The sequence below is a fragment of the Paenibacillus piri genome (genome assembly GCF_004354045.1).
Classification (GTDB): domain Bacteria; phylum Bacillota; class Bacilli; order Paenibacillales; family NBRC-103111; genus Paenibacillus_S; species Paenibacillus_S piri.
Genome location: NZ_SMRT01000006.1, coordinates 273,749 through 296,615, shown reverse-complemented (window position 1 = coordinate 296,615; position 22,867 = coordinate 273,749). Strand labels below are relative to the sequence as shown.

Annotated in this window: 21 protein-coding genes; 1 reads left to right on the top strand and 20 read right to left on the bottom strand. The window is 52.5% G+C overall.

The window, feature by feature from the left end; translation table 11 throughout:
- Window positions 1-82: 82 nt before the first annotated feature.
- The 3 genes from E1757_RS15490 to E1757_RS15485 form a co-directional block, all read right to left on the bottom strand.
- Window positions 83-568 (bottom strand): DUF3905 domain-containing protein, encoded by a 486-nt coding sequence (locus E1757_RS15490; protein WP_133229592.1) that lies wholly within the window; start codon window positions 566-568, stop codon window positions 83-85.
- A gap of 43 nt (window positions 569-611) precedes the next feature.
- Window positions 612-740: a hypothetical protein gene (locus tag E1757_RS36905; RefSeq protein ID WP_281282495.1), complete on the bottom strand. Its 129-nt coding sequence runs from the start codon at window positions 738-740 to the stop codon at window positions 612-614.
- 63 nt (window positions 741-803) lie between these two features.
- Entirely contained in the window at window positions 804-1,874 is a 1,071-nt protein-coding gene (locus E1757_RS15485; RefSeq protein ID WP_165972137.1) for a polysaccharide deacetylase family protein, read from the bottom strand.
- Window positions 1,875-2,111: 237 nt separating this feature from the next.
- On the opposite strand from E1757_RS15485, the gene E1757_RS15480 reads away from it, so the two are divergent.
- Complete coding sequence (locus E1757_RS15480) at window positions 2,112-3,365, top strand: BaiN/RdsA family NAD(P)/FAD-dependent oxidoreductase (protein ID WP_133229588.1); 1,254 nt, start codon at window positions 2,112-2,114, stop codon at window positions 3,363-3,365.
- Between the two features lie 218 nt (window positions 3,366-3,583).
- On the opposite strand, the gene E1757_RS15475 is transcribed toward E1757_RS15480, so the two are convergent.
- From E1757_RS15475 to E1757_RS15395, 17 genes are all read right to left on the bottom strand, one after another.
- Window positions 3,584-4,552, bottom strand: coding sequence for an ROK family protein (locus E1757_RS15475; protein ID WP_133229586.1), 969 nt, complete (start codon window positions 4,550-4,552; stop codon window positions 3,584-3,586).
- A gap of 1 nt (window position 4,553) precedes the next feature.
- A complete protein-coding gene (locus tag E1757_RS15470; RefSeq protein WP_133229584.1) occupies window positions 4,554-5,564 on the bottom strand; it encodes a Gfo/Idh/MocA family protein in 1,011 nt (336 codons plus the stop codon).
- Window positions 5,557-6,648, bottom strand: a complete 1,092-nt coding sequence (locus E1757_RS15465; RefSeq protein WP_165972136.1) for a Gfo/Idh/MocA family protein — start codon at window positions 6,646-6,648, stop codon at window positions 5,557-5,559. The genes E1757_RS15470 and E1757_RS15465 overlap by 8 nt, the downstream gene beginning before the upstream one ends.
- Before the next feature lie 49 nt (window positions 6,649-6,697).
- Window positions 6,698-7,780: a Gfo/Idh/MocA family protein gene (locus E1757_RS15460; protein WP_133229581.1), complete on the bottom strand. Its 1,083-nt coding sequence runs from the start codon at window positions 7,778-7,780 to the stop codon at window positions 6,698-6,700.
- 55 nt (window positions 7,781-7,835) lie between these two features.
- A complete protein-coding gene (nagB, locus tag E1757_RS15455; RefSeq protein WP_246079214.1) occupies window positions 7,836-8,636 on the bottom strand; it encodes a glucosamine-6-phosphate deaminase in 801 nt (266 codons plus the stop codon).
- Between the two features lie 8 nt (window positions 8,637-8,644).
- Complete coding sequence (locus E1757_RS15450) at window positions 8,645-10,153, bottom strand: PHP domain-containing protein (protein WP_133229579.1); 1,509 nt, start codon at window positions 10,151-10,153, stop codon at window positions 8,645-8,647.
- A gap of 8 nt (window positions 10,154-10,161) precedes the next feature.
- Window positions 10,162-10,410, bottom strand: a complete 249-nt coding sequence (locus E1757_RS15445) for a YuzB family protein (RefSeq protein ID WP_133229577.1) — start codon at window positions 10,408-10,410, stop codon at window positions 10,162-10,164.
- Between the two features lie 15 nt (window positions 10,411-10,425).
- Complete coding sequence (locus E1757_RS15440) at window positions 10,426-12,120, bottom strand: sulfatase (protein WP_281282497.1); 1,695 nt, start codon at window positions 12,118-12,120, stop codon at window positions 10,426-10,428.
- A gap of 17 nt (window positions 12,121-12,137) precedes the next feature.
- Complete coding sequence (locus E1757_RS15435; protein WP_133229573.1) at window positions 12,138-13,175, bottom strand: aldose 1-epimerase family protein; 1,038 nt, start codon at window positions 13,173-13,175, stop codon at window positions 12,138-12,140.
- Between the two features lie 23 nt (window positions 13,176-13,198).
- Window positions 13,199-14,530 (bottom strand): extracellular solute-binding protein, encoded by a 1,332-nt coding sequence (locus E1757_RS15430; RefSeq protein ID WP_133229571.1) that lies wholly within the window; start codon window positions 14,528-14,530, stop codon window positions 13,199-13,201.
- Window positions 14,531-14,565: 35 nt separating this feature from the next.
- A complete protein-coding gene (locus tag E1757_RS15425; protein WP_165972134.1) occupies window positions 14,566-15,396 on the bottom strand; it encodes a carbohydrate ABC transporter permease in 831 nt (276 codons plus the stop codon).
- 2 nt (window positions 15,397-15,398) lie between these two features.
- Complete coding sequence (locus tag E1757_RS15420) at window positions 15,399-16,520, bottom strand: carbohydrate ABC transporter permease (protein WP_133229567.1); 1,122 nt, start codon at window positions 16,518-16,520, stop codon at window positions 15,399-15,401.
- Between the two features lie 27 nt (window positions 16,521-16,547).
- Window positions 16,548-17,753 (bottom strand): ROK family transcriptional regulator, encoded by a 1,206-nt coding sequence (locus E1757_RS15415; protein ID WP_133229565.1) that lies wholly within the window; start codon window positions 17,751-17,753, stop codon window positions 16,548-16,550.
- A gap of 393 nt (window positions 17,754-18,146) precedes the next feature.
- Window positions 18,147-19,127, bottom strand: a complete 981-nt coding sequence (locus tag E1757_RS15410; protein ID WP_133229563.1) for a Gfo/Idh/MocA family protein — start codon at window positions 19,125-19,127, stop codon at window positions 18,147-18,149.
- Window positions 19,115-20,101, bottom strand: a complete 987-nt coding sequence (locus tag E1757_RS15405; protein ID WP_133229561.1) for a Gfo/Idh/MocA family protein — start codon at window positions 20,099-20,101, stop codon at window positions 19,115-19,117. Before E1757_RS15405 ends, E1757_RS15410 begins: the two co-directional genes overlap by 13 nt.
- A gap of 23 nt (window positions 20,102-20,124) precedes the next feature.
- Window positions 20,125-21,204, bottom strand: a complete 1,080-nt coding sequence (locus E1757_RS15400) for a Gfo/Idh/MocA family protein (protein WP_133229559.1) — start codon at window positions 21,202-21,204, stop codon at window positions 20,125-20,127.
- A gap of 29 nt (window positions 21,205-21,233) precedes the next feature.
- Window positions 21,234-22,850, bottom strand: coding sequence for an extracellular solute-binding protein (locus E1757_RS15395; protein WP_165972133.1), 1,617 nt, complete (start codon window positions 22,848-22,850; stop codon window positions 21,234-21,236).
- Window positions 22,851-22,867: the final 17 nt, after the last annotated feature.

Sequence of the window (22,867 nt, the reverse complement as noted above, 5' to 3'; positions counted from 1 at the left end):
ATACAACGGTAAGGGATGAAAGCAAAGTAGCTGTTTCCATAAACGGCGGGGACAGGCGTATATCGGAGCCCCTTTTCCGCCGCTACGGCTTGCCTGGTCCATTGTTTTGTTTCGTTTGATCCGCGCTGGCCTCGGCTGGGTCCGCATCGCCGGCGCTGCCGCCCGCCTCGTTGTTATATGCCGGGTAGGCGACGTCCTTGTCCGGGTGCATAAAGATGCCGCTGCGCGGGGGAACGCCCTCTTCGAATATATCGCGATTTTCAGCGGTATGGAAGCCGATATCTTTGAACGGGTGCACCCATTCGTCGCCGGCCATCACAGCGGGATCGGTCTCCGTGCTCCACTGCTCGAGCGGCGAATGCTTCGACTGATACATATGGTCCCCGATCACCACCCCTTGGGAATTGACAAAAGGGTCTCTAGGGCCTCTGCCTTCCATAAACTGCGGCAAAAAATTTATTTCGAACGGATCAAGATCGCTTTGATCGGAAGAGGCCGTCTGCTTTTGATCGGGATTATCGTCGGCCGGCTCGTTAGCGTTCTTTTTCTTTTCATTACGGTCCATCATAATCACTCCTTGTTCCAGCAGTCCGAATGATTCAAACCATCGGTTAAACCGAAGGCCGGTTCGGTCCGTCCAATTTTTTATCATAAGCGGCTTCGCCGGGTTGCCTGGAAGCTTGCTGTTTATTTTTGTGCGCCTGCTGTTCCTGTTCCTTGGAGGATTGATTCGCTGCCATCGTTTTCAGCTCCCTTCGCTTATTTTTACGCATAATTAGTATGCGTTTCAGTCAACGATTCAATCAAGGCTTCAAAAATTGGTATGTAAACGAGCTTTTGCTCAGCACATCGAACCGATAGCCTTGGTTTTTCAAATACGCAATGACAGTCGGCAGCGCCTCCACGGTCGTTGTCTTCAAATCCATGTCATGCATAAGCACAATTATATTCGGCTTGCCTGCGCTATTGGTTTTGACGGATTCGATTATCGATTGCTTGTCCTGTACCGGAGCGGCTGCATCGGTCGAGCTCACATTCCAGTCAAAGTATGGAATTCCATTTTTCGACATTTCCCGGGTAATAATTTTCATCACATTTCGACCTCCGGTCCGCCAGCTCAGCTGATTGTTCGACCCTCCCGGGTAACGCAAAACTTCAGGCTTTATACCTACCGTTTCCATTAGAAAGCGGTCCAACTTATCCACATCCGCCTTAAAACTGTCTGCCGATTTATAAATTTGTTTGTAGTCATGCGAAAACGTATGATTGCCCAGCGCATGGCCCTGCGCGACTATATTTCTCAGCTGCTGCTTGCTTTCTTCCGACGTTTTGCCAATGACGAAAAAGGTCGCTTTGACGCCGTGCTCGCGTAAAATGCTCAAAATGCGCGGCGTGCTCCGCGACGGACCGTCGTCAAAGGTTAAATACGCGACCTTGCCTTTGACCGGATAGGTCGAATCGGCCGGCGGTTTCGAGGCGCGGCTTGGGCTTGTCCCGTCCTGCGGCGTCGTCTCTCCGCCCGCAGCGGAATCGGCAGCCGGCCGCTTCGGGCCTATGAGCGGATCCGCCGGAGTCTGACCGGGCTGCTCTTCAACCGGACCGTAGCCGTAGGAGTCAGTCGCCACAGGCGGTCCTGCTTGGGGCTTCATTCGGCCGTTACCGCCTTCTTGAAGCTTCTCCGAACTCGGCCTTTGACGGCCGCCTTGCCCTTGCTGCTGCGGCTCGGCCTCCAGGCTCTGCGCACCTGTTGCTTCGGACGGACCGACGGAATGCTGCGATTTTTCCGGGTTTAGATCGGCCGGCGGCATCGCCAGCCATAGAAGCGCACAGACCACTGCCGCGCAGCCCGCAGCCAACGCTTTCCGTTTACTCATAGCCATCCTCCCCTAGCCAAAATCGTATCCTTATTATGGCTTCGGAAACGGCTGTAACGTCTGTATGATTATTGGTTGCGCTGGGAGAATCATGAAATGCCAGGCGAGTGGTCGCAGGTACCGTACGACATAACCGCATAGCACAACCCCAAAGTAGAATGAGTTCCGGCGCGGCTTTGAATTATGAAAAAATCATGCTATGATCAATAAAAATCAGCAAGTGTAGGGGCTGTATACATGGTTTACGATGTGATAGTAATAGGCGGCGGTTCAGCCGGCCTAATGGCAAGCATTGCCGCCAGCGAGCACGGCGCGAACGTTTTGCTGATCGATAAAGGAGACAAATTAGGAAGAAAACTCGGCATTTCCGGCGGCGGACGCTGTAATGTAACGAACAACAAGGATGTCGATGAAATGATTAAGCATATCCCCGGCAACGGCCGGTTTCTGTACAGCGCTTTTGCCCACTTCGGCAGCAGGGACATCATCGCGTTTTTTGAGCAATTGGGAATACGATTGAAAGAAGAGGATAACGGGAGGATGTTTCCCGTGTCGGATAAAGCCAAGTCGGTGGTCGATGCCCTCGTCAGCCAGGTACGGCGGCAGGGCGTCGAAATCCGGGTCAACAGCCCGGTCGATCAAGTCATGTATAACGAGGGACAAGTCTCCGGCGTCCGGCTCAAATCGGGCCCAACAATACATAGCAAATGCGTGATTATCGCATCCGGCGGCAAATCGGTTCCTCACACCGGTTCAACCGGCGACGGTTACGCCTGGGCGGAGGCTGCGGGACACTCTATCACGACGCTGTTTCCGACGGAGGTACCGCTCACTTCGAGCGAGCCTTACATTCGGAGCCGCGAGCTGCAAGGTCTCTCTCTCCGCGATGTCACGCTAACCGTTTGGAATGCAAAGGGAAAAAGAGTCGTCGCTCACCAAGGCGATCTGCTGTTTACCCATTTCGGATTATCGGGACCGATTGCGCTGCGATGCAGTCAATTTGTAGTAAAGGAATTGGCCAAAGACTCGACAGAGGTACGTCTGACGATCGATTTATGCCCTGATAAAAGCGCGGAGGAATTATACGAAGAAACGTTGAGCCTGTCCAGAAACGAGCCGAAAAAGGCGATTAAAAATAGTTTGAAGACGAAGTTCCAGGAACGGATGGTCGCCTTGCTGCTGGATAAGGCCCAATTGAACGAACAGCTGACTTACGACAACATTCCTAAACAAAACTGGCTGGAGCTGAGCCGGTTGATCAAAGCTTTCCCGGTCTCTGTAGATGGAACCTTATCGATCGAGGAAGCTTTTGTAACGGGCGGCGGTGTAAATTTGAAAGAAATCGATCCAAAAACGATGGAGTCGAAAATGATGCGCGGTTTGTATTTTTGCGGAGAAATATTGGATATTCACGGTTACACCGGAGGGTATAATATAACGGCCGCCTTCGCCACTGGCTACACAGCTGGAAAAAGCGCCGCCCTTAATTAAAGAAATCCGAACATGCGGAATTAGATTCAGACAAGAAGCGGCTGTTCCCTGGTCGAATACCGGGAAACAGCCGCATTTATTGGGATCCTTTCCCATGCCTGCGCGGTCATGAATAATATCGCTTGACGGTCTCCAATTGCGGCGTCAGGCTCTTGGACTGTATCACCGGTTGATGCCCTTATGGGACAGCCCTTTTTTCCATGCAGGTTCTATCGCATTCATTTGTTCCGCTGCTCGTAGCTGACGAGTGCCGCCGCGCCGTATAGTCCGACGTTTTCTCCAAGCGCAGCCATCGAAAACTGTACGTCGCGCATGCCCAAAAGAGAACGCTGTTGAGCCATCTCGATAGGCTGCTTCAAGAGGAAATCGCCCGCTTTGCTGACGCCTCCGCCAAAAACGATTTTTTGAGGATTGTATAAGTTAATCAGATTAATGAGTCCAATACCCAGATACATCCGGGTCTCCTCAATGATCTCCATAGCCAGAGCATCATAACGCATCGCTGCGGCAAATACGTCCTTTGCAGTCAATTCTTGCGTCCTGCATAATTGCAGACGACTGTAAGGCTGCGTTTCATCGCAGCGCTCCAGCTTTTGCTTCGTTCTTTCCACGATGCCCGTTCCCGAAGCGCAAGCTTCCCAGCATCCGCGATTGCCGCAGCTGCATAACGGGCCGTTCGGATCGATAATCATATGCCCGATCTCGCCCGCGCTTCCCTGCTCGCCAAGCAGCAGCTTGCCGTCGACGACGATCCCGGCCCCAATGCCGGTGCTTATGGTGACGTATAGCAAATTATTCGTATGCTGCCCGCTGCCGTACAACCATTCGCCCAAGGCGGCGGCATTCGCATCGTTATTTACATAGACGGGAACTCGAAATTCGTCGGTCATGATCGTTCGCAACGGGATATCTATCATTCCCGGTAGGGTTGATGGGGAAAGCACCACGCCCGTGAACGGGTTTAACGGTCCGGGGCTGCCGATGCCTATACCAGCGATGTTTCCGGAAATCGAGCCCTCCACATGACGGATTACTTCATAGATGCTTTCTTTCATCCTTCCGATAACCGCTTCCGCCCCCTCATTCGCAAGAGTCAGCGCTTCGGCTTTAACCAATAGCTTGCCTGCAGGATCGAACAGCCCCGCTCGGATCTGCGTTCCGCCAAGATCGACTCCGATCGTATACATGTTATCCGTCCTTTTCCATCTTATAATCAATAAGACTTACTGGTCTCTTCAGACGAATCGATTCGTAAGCGGCTAATGCGATCATGGTTGAATTGTATCCGTCCTCTCCGGTAATGGCCACCGGTCTATTTTCCCGGATGCACCGGATCAAATCGTTAATCAGCAGCTGATCCTTATTGTCCCCCCAGTAGCTCCACTCGGCATGCCCGGCTGCTTCGCTGTACACCTCATTGATTTGAGCGAAATAATCGATCGAAATAACGCCGTCCGTGCCGACGATCTCCATCGTCAAATCGCGTTTGTACGGAAAAGCGCGGGTACGCGACCAGCTCGCATCCAAGGCAACGATGACACCATTCTCGTATTTGACGTGGACCATTCCCGCATCATCGATATCGGCATCATGAAACAAGCTGCCCGACTCGGCGTACACCTCAACCGCCCGCGAGCGGAGAATCCAGTTCAGCAAATCCATGACATGCACCGTATGATCGATCAACGCGCCGCCGCCCGATAAAGAGCGGTCATTGAACCATCCGCCGATCATTTCTCCTTTGTTCGTTGCTTTGACGGCAATCACCCGGCCGATTTCGCCTTGGTCGATGGCCTGCTTGGCGGCGACAATCATCGGAATGTAGCGGTTAGGAAATGATGTCATCAACTGCACGCCGTTTTGTTTGCATGCATCGATCATGCGACGCATTTCTTCTTTGGCGATCCCCAGCGGTTTTTCGCAAAGCACATGCTTTTTATGCCGGGCCGCTTCAATCGTCATCTCGGCGTGCCTGGAATTTTCCGAGCTGATGATCACGACATCGGCGTCGCCGGCCAACAGCTTGCGGTAATCGGAAGTATAGGGTATTTGATACTGCCGGATGTATGGCTCTACGCGTTCCCGGTTTTCATCCGCAATCCCGACCAATTCCACCTCCGGGTGCCCGATCAGCGCCTGTAAGTAACTGACCGCATGAAGATGGGCGAAGCTGATCAGTCCCACTTTTATTTTACGCATGCTCCCCACCTCCGTTCGCTTCGCCATGAAATCCGGGTATGCCATTAACTCGGTCAACGCCAAGCTGCACCGGCTGACCGGTACGAATCGATTGTTGCGCCGCATGTACCACTTTCAGCGTTTCGCGGACATCTTCGACCGTCATCATCGGCTGTGAACCGTTTCTTAAGCAGCTTAACAAGTGAACGAGCTCATCAAGCTCGGGATGGCGGAAGGAAGGGCTGAACTGCGTATTATGCGGCCACGAAGCCGAATTTTCCGTTTTGTGTATTTGAAGCGCGTTTGTTTTGCGATTGTCATACCGTATAACGCCTTTGGAACCGGCATACTCTACTGCCGCCGTATAGCCGCCCGGATACCCCCGGTACGCTTCGATATTGGCAATGGAGCCTTGCCGGAATTTAAGCGTGACCAGGACATAATCCGACTCTCCGGATGCTGTATGCATCGCATACACGTTCGCCACTTCGCCGAGTGTCCAGCGCAGCAGATCGATATCGTGCAGAGCGAGGCCAAATAGTGCCCCGTCTTTCGGCTCACCGGCACAGCTATAGTTCCCGCCCATCCAATGAACGCCGCTCGCACCTGACTCATCCTGACGGAAGGCAGTGGGGCGCAGAGGAAGGTAACGTTTGACATTAATCGTGCCGATCCGGCCGATCGATCCGGCTTCGATGCGATGTTTCAAATCGATATTGTGGTAATAAAAACGCTCCGGGTGACTGAACAACAACCGGCCCCCATGCGCCTCGGCTGCTTCCAGCAGCGCTTGAACATCTTCGACGCTATCCGCAGCGGGCATTCTTGCAATTACCTGCCTGCCGCCTGCTAAAGCGCGGAACAGATACGGCATCTGGCTGTCCTCCGGCAGTCCTAAACAGTTGTATACCGTGTCCCGGGGCAAGGCGGCGTCCAGCGCTTCCATCGAAGGAAATGCAGGACAACCGCATCGTTGGGCTAATGCCGAAGCCGCTTCCAATTGCGTATCATACACGCCGGCAATCTCCGTTTGACCGGCGTTCAACAGGTGCTGCACATACCGTTTACCGGTTTCACCGGCGCCAATAACGGCTATTTTCATCATAACCATTCCCCTTATCGCTTCGCATATTGACGCAAAGCAGCCAGAATCATCATTCAAAATTAACCGCTTGCCCGGTTTCCGCTGAAACATAGATCGCTTCCAGTATTTCCTGTACGACCAGCGCCTGCTCGGGCTGAACAACCGGTTCCCGGTCGTTTAAAATCGCCTCGATCCACAACCGGGCTTCCAAATCGGCCGGGCTCTCTTTCCGTGTCTCGTAGAAGGGTACTCCTACATCCTCCAGATGGATGCGAGTCGTATACAGCTTGCCGTATTTTTCCCCATTGATCGTCAAGCCGTCCCACATGTCGGCACCGGCCGCCGTACCGCACAACGTCACTTTGCCCGTGCCTTCGTGTACGATGTTCAACGCCCAGCTCGCCTCCAGCGTCACCGTAGCTCCATTGTCCATCGTAATCATGGCCAAAGCCGAATCTTCTACGGTGAACCTGGAAGGGTCCCATGATCCGTAAGGATTGGCGGCATTCGGCTGCTTTCCCAATTGATGAAATGCCGTACCCAGCACGGTTTTCGGCTTATAGTTATCCATCATCCACAAGGCCAAATCCAGCGAGTGGGTCCCGATGTCGAGGAGCGGTCCGCCGCCCTGCTTCTCCTTGCTGAGAAACGCTCCCCAGGTCGGAACGCCCCTGCGCCGCAGCGCGTAGGCTTTGGCCCAATAAATATGCCCCAAATCTTGATTGCGGCACATCTGGTACAAGTACTGCGAGTCCGGCCGGTACCGGTTGTTATAACTGATCGTCAGCTTTTTACCGGATCGTTTCGCCGCCTCGACCATTCGTCTCGCTTCCGCTGTCGTTTTAGCCATCGGCTTTTCGCACATCACATGCTTGCCTGCGGCCAAAGCAGCTATAGCTATTTCCGCATGCGTATCGTTGCTGGTGCAAACATGGACAACGTCTATGGTCCGGTCCTCGAGCAATTCGCGGTAATCCGCATACACCTTCGCATCCGCCGAACCGAAGGATTGGGCCGCCAAGCGGGCTTTATCCGGTGTCCGGTTTGCGAACGCGGCCAGCTCCACTTGAGGCAGCTTGGCAAGACTCGGCATATGTTTGGCATTGGCAATGCCGCCGCAGCCGATAATGCCGACCCGCAATTGTTTTTCCATATGAGAATACCCCCCTCCGTCTAAGACCGCCTGCGCCTGGATTCAAATGCCGGCTTCATTCCAGCAAGGAGGCTGCTTGTTCATCCGCAATCACGTGCACCGACGGATGCAGGCGCAGCGCCGTAACCGGAACGTCCGGCGATACGTCCCCTTTCAACAATTGGTACAGCGCCTCCGCTTTTGCCGCTCCGCTGGCCAACAGCAGGATCGATCGCGCTTCCAGAATCGTGCCGATGCCCATTGTAATCGCTCGCTTCGGCACCAAACCGATATCTCCGAAGAAGCGGGCGTTATCCTCCATCGTTTCCCGCTTCAAAGCGACAATCCGGGTTCTTGACGTGAACGGCGTTCCCGGCTCATTGAAGCCGATATGACCGTTCCTTCCGACCCCCAGCACCTGAAGATCGATCCCTCCGGCGCTGCGGATCGCCGTCTCGTAACGCGTGCACTCCCGCTCCACGTCCTCCGCTTCCCCATTCGGAATATCATAGCTTAATGGCATTAACGGATCGTACACATGCCCTTTCATAAATTGAAAAAAGCTTTGCGGATGGCGCCGGGGCAGAGGATAGTATTCATCCAAATTAAACAGCGCTGCCTTGGACAGATCGGCTTTTCGCTCCTGCAGCTGGCGGTACAAGCCGACCGGAGTACCGCCGGTTGCAAGGCCCAGCACGCTGTCCGGGCGCTGGGCCAACTGAGCCAGCACCCTTTCGGCGGCCGCCTGCGACATGTCCTCATTATGTTTAACAACAGTCAGGTGCAGCCCCTGCACAGAGCTGCCGAGGCCGGCATCCTTGCTCCCGTCCGTTTCCATTGCAGCTTCCATCATGCTCCATCTGTTCTTTGCATGCACCGGATTCATCACGCCTTTACAAACACAGGAGAAATCCAGGCATACTGTCCGTTCCACTGCTTAATTTCCACATGATAAGCATCGCAGTCCGTTTCTTTCTCTTCGTCCGACCATTCGCCCTGAAAACGGTATTCATGCTCCGGAACAGCGCGATGGAAGAGCACCGCTTCGGAATTGTAAGGCTGCAGATGGGAAGAACGGCTGCCAGTAATCAGTTCGCCAATCGTATAAGCAAAGGTTTGGCCGTTTACTTCGACCGATAGCCGGCTGTCAACATCGCCGTCGATTTCAAAAATGAGGGCGGCGGTCTGCGGATGCAGCGTCGACGGGTTTTTAAAGGTGGTGCAGGTCCATTCGGCCCCGTCGGACGATGTGGAAATGAGCCTGTTATCCAGCGCATTGATATTCGGGTTTTCCCGCATCTCCGGCGATGGCGCCAGTACGCTTTGTCCACGGAAGCAGGTTTCTACGGATTTGACCTCGCCCCCGTCCAGACGAGCGCTTCCCTGCCACTTAAAGCCGTCTTTACTCTCGCCCCAGCCCATCTCTACGCGCACTTTATAAGTACCCCTCTGAGCCGGACGAACGGTTTTAAGACCGGCACCGCTAATGCCGTTCACGATATTCCATACGATACCGTTCTTGTATACCGTCACTTTTTCAATCCCGTCGCAAGCCGTTACATCCAGCAGAAGCTGCCTGCGCCCGGTATCATTTACTTCACTGCCGAAAATCGCTCCATTGACCGTAAAGTGACAGGCAATTTTATCGCCGGTCACCGCATAAGTGCGGCGTGCCAGCAATGCTTCCCAAATCGATTCGCGCGTTTTTTCCGCCGCCAATACGGCAACCCGGCCGTCCCCGAAAGAGCCCGGATATCCGGCATGATGGTCGGTCGATCCGGCAAAGCTGAATCTTTTTCCGCGTTGAATGGCCGAAACAATCGTATTGCGGGAATCTCTCGGTCCCATCGTATGCAGGTAGGTGTAGGGGCTTGAATCGGACATGCTGCTTCCGTGTTTGGAAAACACTTCGACGACCGGGCTTATGCTCTCGGAAAAGGCATCCCAGTTCGCGCCCCTGTAACCGGGGGTATAACCCACATGGTGGGGAACGGCGATCACGGACAGAGGGGCCAGACTCGATACAAGCTCAGCCGGAGAATTCGCTTGAATCAACGGCAGCTCGTCCGATGTCGACAGAATATGGTGATCGCCGAATTCGCTGGAATGAATTTCGTAGCCTTGGAACGTAACGAATTCATGAGGAACATTCCATGCTTTGACCGTATCGCGCACGCCTTCCCAGTTATTCCGCAGCTTCGCGAATCCTTTCAAATGGAAATCGACCAGAAACTCCAGCTCCTCCGTTCTTTCCGGCATATCCGGCCACATGGCGTGACCGATGATAGCGCAGAAATCGAGCTGTTCTTTGGCGGCCGCCAAAGCATTCTCCAGGCTGCCGAAACCATACGTAATGCCGCAATGATTGTGCAAGTCTCCCCAGTATAAATTCATACAATCTCTCACTCCCCGTGGTTGTCGTTGTCTCTAACTAAAATGCCGTCTACCAGCGCCATTAAGCCTTGCGGACACCAGTAACAATATCCGAGGCAGCGGACCTCCTCGACTTCAAGGTCCGCCTTCTCTTTGTTGACTCCATGGGAGCCTGCCGTTGCAGGGGCGCACTGTCCGGCGATGATTCCGGCCGCCGCTTTTCCGGCGCTCTCACCGGCGAACAAATCCAAATTGGTGCAGCACATTTTGATATCCATAGCGCACTCTCAGCCTCAATTCCCGGAATCCGCTTCCGCCTGGCTTAAGCCCAACCGCTGAAGCTGCTCCTGCGGTGCGGCGATATACGCGAGCCTGTCGCGTATTCCCTGCTTCAGCCGTTCCACAACATCAGGCCGATCGCTTGCCAAATCGTGCAGCTGTGCATGATCGTCGGCGATGCGGTACAGTTCGTCATGCGCCACCGAAGGTGACGACCTCAGGTCGCTCTCCTGACGGATCAGCCTTGGAGCGGCATGGCCCGGATGCGCATGCTCATACTGCGTCGGAAAACGCTCGCCGTCCCACTGCTTCAGCCGCTCCCGGCTGTCGGCATACAAATTTTGTTGGCCGAAATCCCAGTTGTTATAATGCGACCTTGTATACCAATAGAGCGGAGAGTTGCCGGGCAGCGGTTTCTTCACCAGCAGCCACTCCCCGTCCGTACAATACACAGGCCCGCCGAATACGCCAAAGATCAGCTCCCGGCGCGAGCGGATATCCCCTGCCGCCGGAACGACGGCAGCGGCCGATACGCTGCCCGCCTGAGGCGCGTCCTGCGAGCGTTCTCGTTCTTTCGATTTGTCCCCCGACTTTTCCTTCACACCGTCATGTAATTCGTTCGTTAGCATGCGTTGCGACACGTCCTGCGTTCGTTCCGTCCCGGACGAAGCGTCCTCCTCCTGCTCCCATAACGGAGCAAGGCTTTGTCCGTGCATATGCACAGGTGTTTGAACGCCCATGCTTTGCAGGATCGTCGGCGTCAAATCGGCCATCTGCACCAACTGCTCGTACACAGCGCCCGACTTGATTTTCGGATGATGAATCAACAGCGGCGTTCTCGCAATATCCTGGAACAATAATCTCGCATGCTTCCCGAGCCAGTTATGCTCCCCGAACAGGAAACCGTGATCGCTGGTCACAATGACCATCGTATTGTCGAGCAGTCCCAGTTGCTCCAGCTTGTCGTAAAATTTCCCGAACCAACGGTCGACAAAGCTGACTTCGCCGCAGTACAGAGCGTGAACCTGCTGCAGCTCTTCGGGCGTCAAGCGGTCGGCATCCCCGTACTTCGGCCAGATGACAGAATCCCCTGTATATCCCGGATTATATTTCTCCGCATATCCGGGCGGCGGATCAAACGGTTCGTGCGGGTCGAAACAATCGATCATCAGGAAAAAATCGGACAAGTTTTTGTTTTGATCGATCCAATCGATCGATTTCTGGAACACTTGTGCCGCAAAATAATCTTCTTCCTTGCGAAAATGCGCCGTGTTCCGTACATATTGCGGCCAATTGCGGTTCAGTTTCTCTCTATCCGCCGGATATTCGACCGGAATATCCGGGCTGGTGATCCAATTGTCCATTTCCTGACCGCGGATCATCTCCAGTCCGTTAAATGAAAAGTGATAATTGCCGGACCCGTACTGCCACAGATGATAATGGTCCGTGATCAGCATGGTGTTCTTCTTATGCTCGGTTAACAGCGTGATCATATCCGACCGGTCATGTTCCAAGGGAGACCAGCCTCGCCACAAGAAATTCAATTGCCCTGTCCACAAATCCTGGCGCGCGGGCATACACGGGTAAGAACCGATGTACGCATTGTTAAAAAGAGCGCTGTTTTCGGCAAACCGATCCAGGTTAGGGGTGTCAATCGTTGAATTTCCGTAGCAGCCCAAATGATCGCGCCGCAACGTATCTACCAAGATGCAAATGACGTTAATTGTTATACCCCTCCCAACTGAAATTCGATACAGAACGTATACGTTTTTTGCTCGCCCGGAGCGAGTATCGGCAGCGTTCCCCGTTGACGGTGCACGGCACGGCCTTCGGTTGTCGCATTGCCGGGCTCGATGCCCAGCACATAGACGCCTTTTCCGGGATGCTTCCATTGGGTCAAATACGGGCTTGCCGTTTTATCATAGCCAAGCTTGACGGCGAGCTTGCTTTCTTGGCCGTTATGGATGACTGTATTGCTTATGCGTACCTGCACGCTCCCCTCATGAGCCTGCACATCTTCATGGACCATAACGGTAGGCCGCCCGTTCTCCACAGGGGCGGGGAATCCGTTCCAACCGTCGGTCGGGCCTTCTCCGTTGATCCATCGTTTCGGGCCGGGCGGAATATCGATCGCGCAGCTATCGCCAATAAGCGGAAACCCGAAGTTGAAATGATGCATCATCAAATGCTCAACCTGCCGGAACGATTCATTCGTCACCTTGTCGGTGATGTGAATCCTATTGTCGCCAAGCCGGGTAACGATCGTCCGCTCCATGGTCAGGTTTTCCCCGCCTACGCTGCTTTCCCGGACAAGCCCCCGGAATATAAGCTCGTATTGACCGTCGTTCCAGCGCCCTTCCGACTGCAGAAGCTCAGCCGGGGTTGACGAAATGCGCCCGTGCGGCCCGAAGGACCGGCCCTCGTCCACACTCGGCTTGCCCATCGTCGTCAAACCGCATGTCGCCAGCAGCCCGCCTTCAAAGCTACGGTTCCACTCGTCCTTTTCGTAAAAAAATGGAGAGACGGGCCCGTTCTGCGACAACCAGGCGACTGGAATGCCGTGAATCTCGCACATTCCGATATCGAAGGCACGGTCAACTGCGATTTGGAACTGCAGACCGGAGCCATTGCGGACTTGAATGATCTCGCTGCCTTTGCCCTTCCCCTGAACTAGCTGCATGCGTTGAAATCCGGCCAGCTGCCGAATATCCGCAACATGTTCAATCAGATCCCTTTTACCGCTCCGGCCGTATACATGAACCATCGTTTTGCTCCTTAGCCTGCGCTTTATTTTTTATTGCTGTCGATTAACGCTTGCAGTTCCTTCTCTGCGCCTTTCAATGCCACATCCGGCTTGATCGTTCCGGTCATAATGCCGGAGAGCACCGTATTCATCAAATCATGCTGCTTCAAGTAGTAGGGAACCAGCGGTTCGTCTCTGCCCACCTTAAGCGATTCCATGACCGTATCGTAAAACTCGCGAGGCTGCAGCGACGGATCCTGCAAAACAGAATACCGGATCGGCAATCCGCCCAGCTTCGCTTGGCGCATAGCCCCTTCTTTACTGGTCATGAACTCGACGAATTTAGCGGAGTCTTCTTTGTTTTTCGCGTTTTTGTTCATGATCAACGACCAGGAATGGTACAACGGAGTACGCAAAATTTTGCCGTCCGCCTGTTTGACGCCCGGAACGACAGCGATTTTGATTTTATCTTTGAACGGGCTGTCGCTTTTCTTAATTTCCGTGTAAGCCGCGCTCCACATCGGAGCCGCCATCGCAATCGTCCCTGTTTTCAATGCGTCGAAGACGTTGGAATAACCCCAGTTCGGCGTATCTTTCGGAAGAAGCCCGTCTTTCATCATCGACTGCCAAATTTCCCCTGCCTTAATCGCGCCTTCCGAGCCGATGCCCGCCTTACCGTCTTTGACAATTTCCCCGCCGTACGACCACATCATCGAGTAGAATACTTTCGGCTGTTCTGAGCCGGACAAAGCGGTCCAGGAAGCGCCGAATTGCGTCGGAGAGCTCGGATTTTTGGATTTCGTCCATTTTTTCGCTTCTTCCACAAATTCCTCCCACGTTTGCGGCGGATTCGGAATCAGGTCGGAACGGTAGTAAAACATATGAATGCTTAAGTTATAAGGCATGGCTATCGTTTTATCCTTATACTTGTATTGGAAAGCCACGTCCTTCCAGTCGAAGTTCGGATCAAACTTTTTCATATATTCGTCGAACGGCTCAATCGCTCCGGCTTCGGCAAGCGGGGCTACATATGTGTTGTTGGTAGTCGCCAAATCAAAAGCATCGGTTCCGCCGACCAATTGATTCGTTAAGTTGGTGAAATAGTTGCTCGCGCCTTGCTCCGTGAAATTTACCTTGACGCCGGTAAGTTTGGTGAATTCTTTAGCCTGCTCCTTCACATAATCGCTTGTATCCGGACCGGTACGGGTGAAAATTGTAATTTCCCGCGCTTTCTGCGCATCTCCGGCCGCTTTACCGCTATCGGCGCTGCCTTTGTCTGCCGGTTTGCCGCCGCCATCGGACGAGCAAGCGCTCATGATTGCCATCATGGTTACCAACGATAAAGCTAATGCTTTTCTGCCTCTTGCATATTTCATTTTCGAACCCCTCCATAAATTTGGTTTTGCTGCATCTATTTAACTGCACCTACGGTCAAGCCTTGTACGATATAACGCTGCAAGAACAACACCATGATAAATGCAGGCAACAAAATTAAGCTCCCGGAGCCGAATACCGGACCCCAGTTGATCGAATAACCGGTTATAAAATCGCCGGTGGCCACGGGCAGCGTTTTGCTTTTCTCGGAAAGCGCCAGCGTAAGCCCGAATAAGTATTCGTTCCATACGAACAGGAAGCAGAAAATGCTGGTCGTAATTAACCCCGAACGGGCAACCGGCAGCGAGATGCGCCAAAACGCTTCCAACCGCGTACATCCGTCAATCAGCGCCGCTTCTTCCATCTCCTCAGGCAGCTCGTCGAAAAACCCGCGCATCGTCCAGATGACAAATGGAATATTGAACGTAATGTTGGCAATGACCAGCGCCCATACGGTGTTAATCAGGCCGATGCTTTTAAACATGAGGAAAAAGGGAATAATGAGAATAGCAGGCGGCGCCATTTTCGTGAAAATGACCCAATTGGCAAACACGCTGCCGCCGGTCTTCCAACGGGCGATACTGTACGAGGCCAGCGTACCCGTCGTGACGCAAATAAAAGTAGCGCTTATTGCGACGATCAGACTGTTAACTAAATATTGGAAAAAATTTTGCGTTTCAAAAATAAATTTATAGTTGTCCAAGGTCGGTTTAAACCATACAACCAGCCTCGGTTCGATAATCGCCTGGGTTGATTTGAAGCTGCTTAAAATCATCCAAATAATAGGCACCGCCCAAATCAGGATAATAATTGCAATGACACAAGCAATAGCGAATTTTGCGGCAACCATTTTCAGCGATCGATCCATCGTTATGCCCCCCTCTTGGAAACCCATTTGCCGATACCGGAAAACACGAGGCTGACCATAATAATGAAAACAAGCACGATGATCGATAAAGCTGCGCCTTTACTGTAGTCCTGGCCTGTTAATCCGACGGAAAAAATATGAATGTTTAGCGTGCGCATCGTCACAGAATCGCCGAACAGCGCCCAGATCTGGTCATACACCTTCATCAGGTCGATGATCCGGATCAGAAATACAACGCCAATGACCGGCTTCAGCATCGGAAACGTAATATGCCAGAACGTTTTCCAGCTGTTGGCGCCATCCACCTTGGCCGCTTCGTAAGGCTCTCTCGGCAATGCGCTGAGCCCGGCCAAAAACATAAGATAAACAAATGGCGTCCACTGCCATATATTCACGATGATAGCGGATACAAATCCGATATTGGCGTTCAAATGGGTAACGAGGAAATCGCCGAGCACCGGGATATCGCTTACAAAAGGAAGCGGCTGATTCGTTAGCCACGGCACTTCGGGGATGCCGAAGCGTGCGAGCACCAGGTTGATAAAGCCGTTATAGCTGCTGTACATATATTTCCACAGCATGGCGATCACGATCGGACAAGTCATTACCGGAATAACGAGCACCGTCGAAACGAAGGAGCGTCCGCGAAATTCCCTCTGCAGCAGAAGCGCCAGACACATGCCGATAACAATTTGCAGGCCGAGCACAATCACCATGTATTCGACCGTGCGGATAATCGCTGCATAGAACAGTTTGTCTTTGGTGAAGAAATAAACGTAGTTGGCCAAACCGACGAACGACCAGTCTCCTTTGAAATTCAACAAGGACACGTTGAACACGCTAAGATACAGCAGGAACACGGCCGGAATCGACGTCACGCAAAACAGAATAATAAACCCTGGGACAATTAGCGTATATCGAATGTTTTTGTCTCCGAAGAAAAACAATGCCCACAAAAAGATAAACACGATCGTCATGCCGATGATACCGAATTTGGCCGCAGGATCGGCACCGCTCTTCAAAGTAAATACATTCGCCACAATCCCGAGCACAGACAGCCACAAGAACAAGTTGGCCGGCGTCCATTGCAGCAAGAAGCTGCTTTTTTTAGTTTCCACTTGCATGAATCAAGCCCCCCATAACCTTACGAGTTACTTCCAAATGATGCGATGATACGTATCGGAGAAAAAATGCTTGCTGATAACGGCTGCAGCGCCTCTAACCTGAAGCTTGTCGGAATCTTGGGAAAATCCGATTTTTACGCCTTTCGATACGGCCGAGAGCGCTCTTTTTTGGACGATTTCGATGATTTTCCGCTCCAGCTCCTGTCCGGCATTCGTGATTTCACCTTGTATGATCAATTGCTCCGGGTTGAACACATTCAAGATGTTGGCAATGCCTACGCCCAGCCAATAACCGGTATGGTTCAACAGCACATCGGCAACGACGGGATCGCCGTCATGGTACAGGCCCAAGATCGCTTCGAAGTCGAGCGAGGCATACTTGCTATCTCTGCGGGTCAGTTCTTCGCCCAGTGCGGTGATCGAAGCCAATGCATCCCAACAGCCGCGATTGCCGCAGCTGCATAACGGTCCGTCATGCGCAATGGTGGAGTGCGCGAAATTGACGGCTCCGTCGAACGCCCCCCGGTAAACCTCATTATGGATGACTACCCCGGTCCCTATGCCCAATCCTACGCTGACACAAACAAGCGCGTCCTTATATTCCCCGTTGCTGTGAAGCAGCTCCGCATAAGTGCCGGCGCGGGCGTCGTTCTCTATAAAAATCGGGATGCCCAGACATTCTTTCATGTAATCTCCGATCGGGGCGTCCGTCCATGGAATGGCCGCAGAATACCGCATAATCCCGTTTTTCGTGTCAACTAATCCGCGAATGGCGATACCGCAGGAGATGACAGGCTGTTTAAATCCTTGTTCACCGGCTTCCTGAATCAACTGGCGTATATCCTGCACGATGAGGTCAAGCGTCTGCCTGTAATCCTCGGCGATGATAATTTTCTTTTTCACATAAAACATCACTTTGCCAACCAGATTGGTTAGAGCGACCTCGTATCGCTTATTGTTGAAGGAAACCGCGACAATAAGCGCAGCGTCAGCCTGAAAATCGAGCAAAATCGGCCTCTTGCCGCCGGCTTCCGTCGAATCCCCTCTTCCGGTTTCGTACACCAGGCCCTCCCTGATCAGCTCATCGACAAGCGCGGATACCGCCGGCTTGCTTAAACCAAGCGCTGCGGAAATTTCCGCCCGGGAGCAAACCCCTTTTCGAACCGTTTTCAAAATACTCATCCGGTTCGATTCTTTCATGTCATTTTTACTTATCGTCTTCATCATGTTCATCTGTCATCCACTCCGCCTTCTTAATCACGAGGCTGTCGATTCATTGTGTATAGAAGCGAGGCAAGCCGTTCCAGGTAAAAGTTGCCTTCCTACGCTCAGACATCTTGTTTTAAATTCCTTGATTACAAGGGGTTAGCGGATGGATTGGAATTTAAAGCCAAAACTCGCGGAAAGCAATCTTTTCACTTTCCACTCCTATTTTCCACAGTTAATCGACAGTTTTTTTTAAACTTCAACGTAAGTTAGTTATCAAAACTAACAAACCTTATATAAGCTATTTTAGCCATCTGACCGAAGAAGTCAATACTTTTTTTCAGGACGTCTGCAAGGCAAAAAAAGACGGCCCGGAACTTTGAACGTTCCAAGCCGCCTTCTTTTCTTTGCGGAATCCGCTTATAGTTTAACGGGCTGCCCCGATCGGGATGATTCGTAGGCGGCCAGCGAAATGACTGCCGACCGCATCCCGTCCTCGCCTGTAATCGGCACAGGCCGGCCGGTTCTGATGCTCCGGACAAAGTCACCGACGATGAGACGGTTCAAATTGTCGCCCCAGTCGCTCCATTCCGCATGGCTTGCCGTATTGCTGTAAATTTCGTTGCTTAGCTTTCTGACATCGACAAGGATCGTTCCTTCCGTACCGATGATTTCCAGCGTCAAATCTCTTTTCATCGGAAACGATTTGATTCTGGACCAGCTTGTATCCAACACCCCGATAACTCCATTTTCATATTCAAAATGAATCATCCCCATATCGTCGATTGGAATGTCATGGAACAGAGTGCCGGATTCCGCATACACTTTCACGACTCTGGACTGCAATATCCAGTTGAATAAATCCATAACATGAACGGAATGATCCAGCATCGCTCCGCCGCCGGAAAGGCTGGGGTCCACGAACCAATCGCGCCGGGGCAACGCTCCCTTATTGGTCCCCTTCACCGCAATTACGGTGCCGATCTCCCCGCTTTCCACCGCTTGTTTGGCCTGGACCACCGCTTGAACATAGCGGTTATTGAACGCCGTCATTAGCTGTACGCCGTTTTGTTTGCATGCGGCGAGCATAGCCTCCATTTCCGTCACGGAGACGCCCAAAGGCTTTTCGCAAAAAATATGCTTCTTCGCATGGGCCGCATCGATTACCAGAGGCGCGTGGCGCACGTTCTCCGAACAAATAAACACCGCCTCTATATCGGCAGCCAGCAGCTCTCTATAATCCGCATAGTAAGCATACTGCTGATCGAACGGCTCGACATAGGCGCGGTTTTCATCCGCGACCCCGGCAATCTCCACATCCGGATGGTTGGCCAAGGCACGCAAAAAGCCTTCCGCATGCGTATGGGCGAACCCGATCATCCCTACTTTCAGTTTTTCCACGAGTATCCCTCCCAAGCTGCGGGCATGCCGGTTTCTGCAGAATGAAGGGCCGCTTCCGCAAGCTGCAGCGACTGATGAGCATCCTCAAGCGTAATCTCCGACGGTGTGCCGAACTTCAGACAACCGATAAAATGCTCCAATTGATCGTAGTACGGACTATGTACCATCGGACTATCGACGGTGACGGCATGGCCGGGGCCACGCTTCTTTTTCAGCTCGAAGCTGCCCGTATTTCGGCTGTCGTAGCGGATGACGCCGTTATTACCGGCCAGCTCCATTCTGCACCGGTAGGCGTCCGGATCGCCCCAATGGCCTGTTATATTGGCTATGGCCCCGGTCCTGAACCGCAAGGTGACCGATGCATATTCGGTCCCATGTACTACCCGGTTCATCGCATAAATCGTCTTCACGTCGCCTAACATCCAGCGCATCAAGAAGATGTCATGAATAAGCTGCTGCCAAATGACTCCTCCGCTTTTGGCCGAATCGTTATACCAATCTTCATATCCGACCGGGGAAGGGCCCGAATGCTGAATATGCACGACCCCCGGCTGCCCGATGGATCCTTTCGTCAGTTTATCTTTTATATTGTTAAGATAAGGCGCGAATTTCCCGGTATGACCTGCAAATAGCCGTACCCCCTTCGCTGCGGCTGCCGCCATAATGTGCTCCGCTTCAGCTGCCGTTGCGGCGAGGGGCGCTTCGCAGATCACATGCTTCCCCTGTTCAATAGCCATCATGATATACTGCTTTTGTATATATGTGGGCAGATATACGCAGACGACATCCGCTTCGGTCTTTGCCACCAAGTCCTCGTAACAAGTAAATGCTTCGGTCCGGCATAGCTCCGCCAGCCGCTCGGCCGCCTCGGCGCGAATATCGTAAACGCCCGTTACTTCTACACCGCGGATTCGTCGCAAGCTTTGCGCAGCCTGTTCCCCCAGATTGCCGCCCCCTACTAGTGCCACTTTCATCGTTCACGCTTCCCTCCCTCTCGTCAAACGAAATAAACCGCTTTGCCGGTATAGGCCGACTCGTACAACGCTTCCAGTATTTGCGACACGGCCAAAGCCTGCTCCGGTTTAACGACCGGCTCGCGATCCTGCAAGATGCTGTCGATCCACACCCTCATTTCCAGCTCGATCGATTTCCCCCTCACATTGTCGACCGCAGGATTGCCGGTCAGCCCCATCCGAATTTCTTTGTCGTACAGCTTTCCATGTTCTTCTCCGTTGATCCATAGACCGTCCCACATATCCGCGCCGCCCTTGGTGCCGCAAAGCGTAACCTTGGCCGCTCCCTCGTGGCGAATGTTCAGCGCCCAGCTCGATTCCAGCATGACGGTAGCCCCGTTCTCCATCACAATCATGCCGAACGCGGAATCCTCTACAGTGAAATCCGAAGGCTTCCATCCCCCGTTTATTGCCGTCTCCTCGATCTGCGACAGCTTGTGATAAGAGCTGCCGACGACCATTCTCGGCTTATAATTGTCCATCATCCACAAGGTTAAATCGAGCGCATGCGTACCGATATCGATCAAAGGGCCGCCTCCCTGCATTTCTTTATCCAGAAACACCCCACGGGCAGGGACGCCCCGACGGCGAACCGCATGAGCTTTCGCGTAATAAATATCGCCTAAATCGCCATTGCGGCATATCTTGTACAGTTGCTGGCTGTCTCCGCGGAAACGGTTGTTGTAACCGATCGTTAATTTTTTCCCTGTGCGTCTGGCCGTCTCCAGCATTCGTACGGCATCTGCGGCCAATTTTGCCATCGGCTTTTCGCACATTACATGCTTGCCCGCTTCCAATGCCTCAATCGTAATTTCGGCATGGCTGTCATTGCTCGTGCATACATGAACAACGTCAATGCCCGGGTTCGCCAGCAGCTGCTTGTAATCCATATATACAGCTGTATCCGCGGTTCCGTATTGCACCGCCGCCTGGCGGGCTTTATCCGCGAACGTATCGCTGAAAGCGGCCAACTCCACCTCGTTTATTTTGGACAAATACGGCAAATGCTTATTGAGCGCAATGCCTCCGCATCCGATCATTCCAATTTTCAGTTTATTCGACATAAACCGGTTCTCCCCTCCGTACGGTTTCCTCAATTTTTCTTATAACGTTCGATTGCGGCCCCGTATATGTTAAGCAGATCTTTCACGCCCATTTTGTTGATCGAATTCACGTACTGATCCCAGGCGTCGAATGACTGCGCTCCGGTAATAAACTTCAGCTGCTGCTCCTCGACAAAGGTTACAATATCGCTTTCGAGAGAGTTCAATTTATCCTGCTCCTCCTTGGTGAACAAGAAGCTGGGCCAAATCTTCTCCGGCGTGTCGGGCCCCAGCAGCTTAGCAGCCTCCAAAGAGCTCGGAAACGTATTCCCTGTCTTGTCAAACTTTTGCAGCACCATCTGCGGCACATTTCCGCCCGGCCACGTCGAGAATTGTCCCGCCGCCTGATCCAGCGACAATTTCGGATTGTTGCGGATATCGTCCTTGTACTCAATATCGCCGTTCGGCAGCTTTTCGTAAGTGATTCCTTCTACGCCCATCCGCAAAAACTTGCTGCCTTCCTCGCTGTAGAAATAATCGATCCAACGCATCGTAGCTTCAGGATGCTTATTCTTGTTCGTGATGGCGAACGCACCTTGATTTTGCGTAAACGGTACCACATAGGTGTACATATGATCGCCATGCGGTCCTTTAAGCGCGGGAACCGGTACATAGTCGTTCATTAACGCGCTTCCTGCCTGATTCACATTGCTCGCATGAAACGAGCCTACGAGACCCTGCGTCAATTTGGCGTTAAATTGAGGTACTTCCTGCGCAAAAACCTCCCGGTCCATCAAACCTTCCTTGAATAAAACGGCTAAATATTGGAGCATTTCTTTATACTTCGGATCCGTTGCGAAAAAACGAAGCTTCCCATTCGCGTCCTCGTCCACATACACATTTTTCCGGTAGCCGGTCGTTCCGAGCCCCCAAGATCCTCTTAAACCCGGAATCAAATCGAATGATTTATCCCCCGTCCATGGAATTTCATCGTTCTTTCCGTTTCCATTCATGTCGTTTTCTTTAAAAGCCTTGAGCGTCTTATAATATTCGTCAACGGTCGTAGGTACGGGTAGACCGAGCTTATCGAGCCATTTTTTATTGATCCACAGCTTTCTCGATATTCTCGGGGCCACCTGCTCGTTTAATTGCGGCAGCGAATAAATATTGCCGTCAGGCGCTATGATGCTTTTTTTCACATCGGGATGCTTTTCCAGAATCGCTTTAAAATTCGGCGCATATTTGTCAATTAAATCGTTAAGCGGGATTAATATGCCCTGGGACCCGTAGTTGACTTCATCGGCCGGGGTCAGCATCGCACGGTAAAAGGCTTCCGGATAATCGCCGCTTGCCAGCCTGACATTTCGTTTTTCCTTGTAGCCGGCTTCGGGCGTCGCTTCGAAAACAACCTTGACATTCGTCATCTTCCCGTACTCTTTAAAAATCAGCATGTCATTCCATTCCGCATGCAGCGGATGCTTGGCTCCCATCATTTGGATCGTGATCGGCTCTTTCACAATAGGAAATCCGGTCGCATTCACGCCGCTCTCCTTCGTGTCTTTAGCCTTCGCCGGGTTTGCCTCGTTCGCGGTCGAACAACCCGCCAAAACGGTTAACGTCATGGAGGCGGCCATGGAAGCGGTTACCCATCTTCGTGTCAATCTCATACTCATCCCTCTTTTCT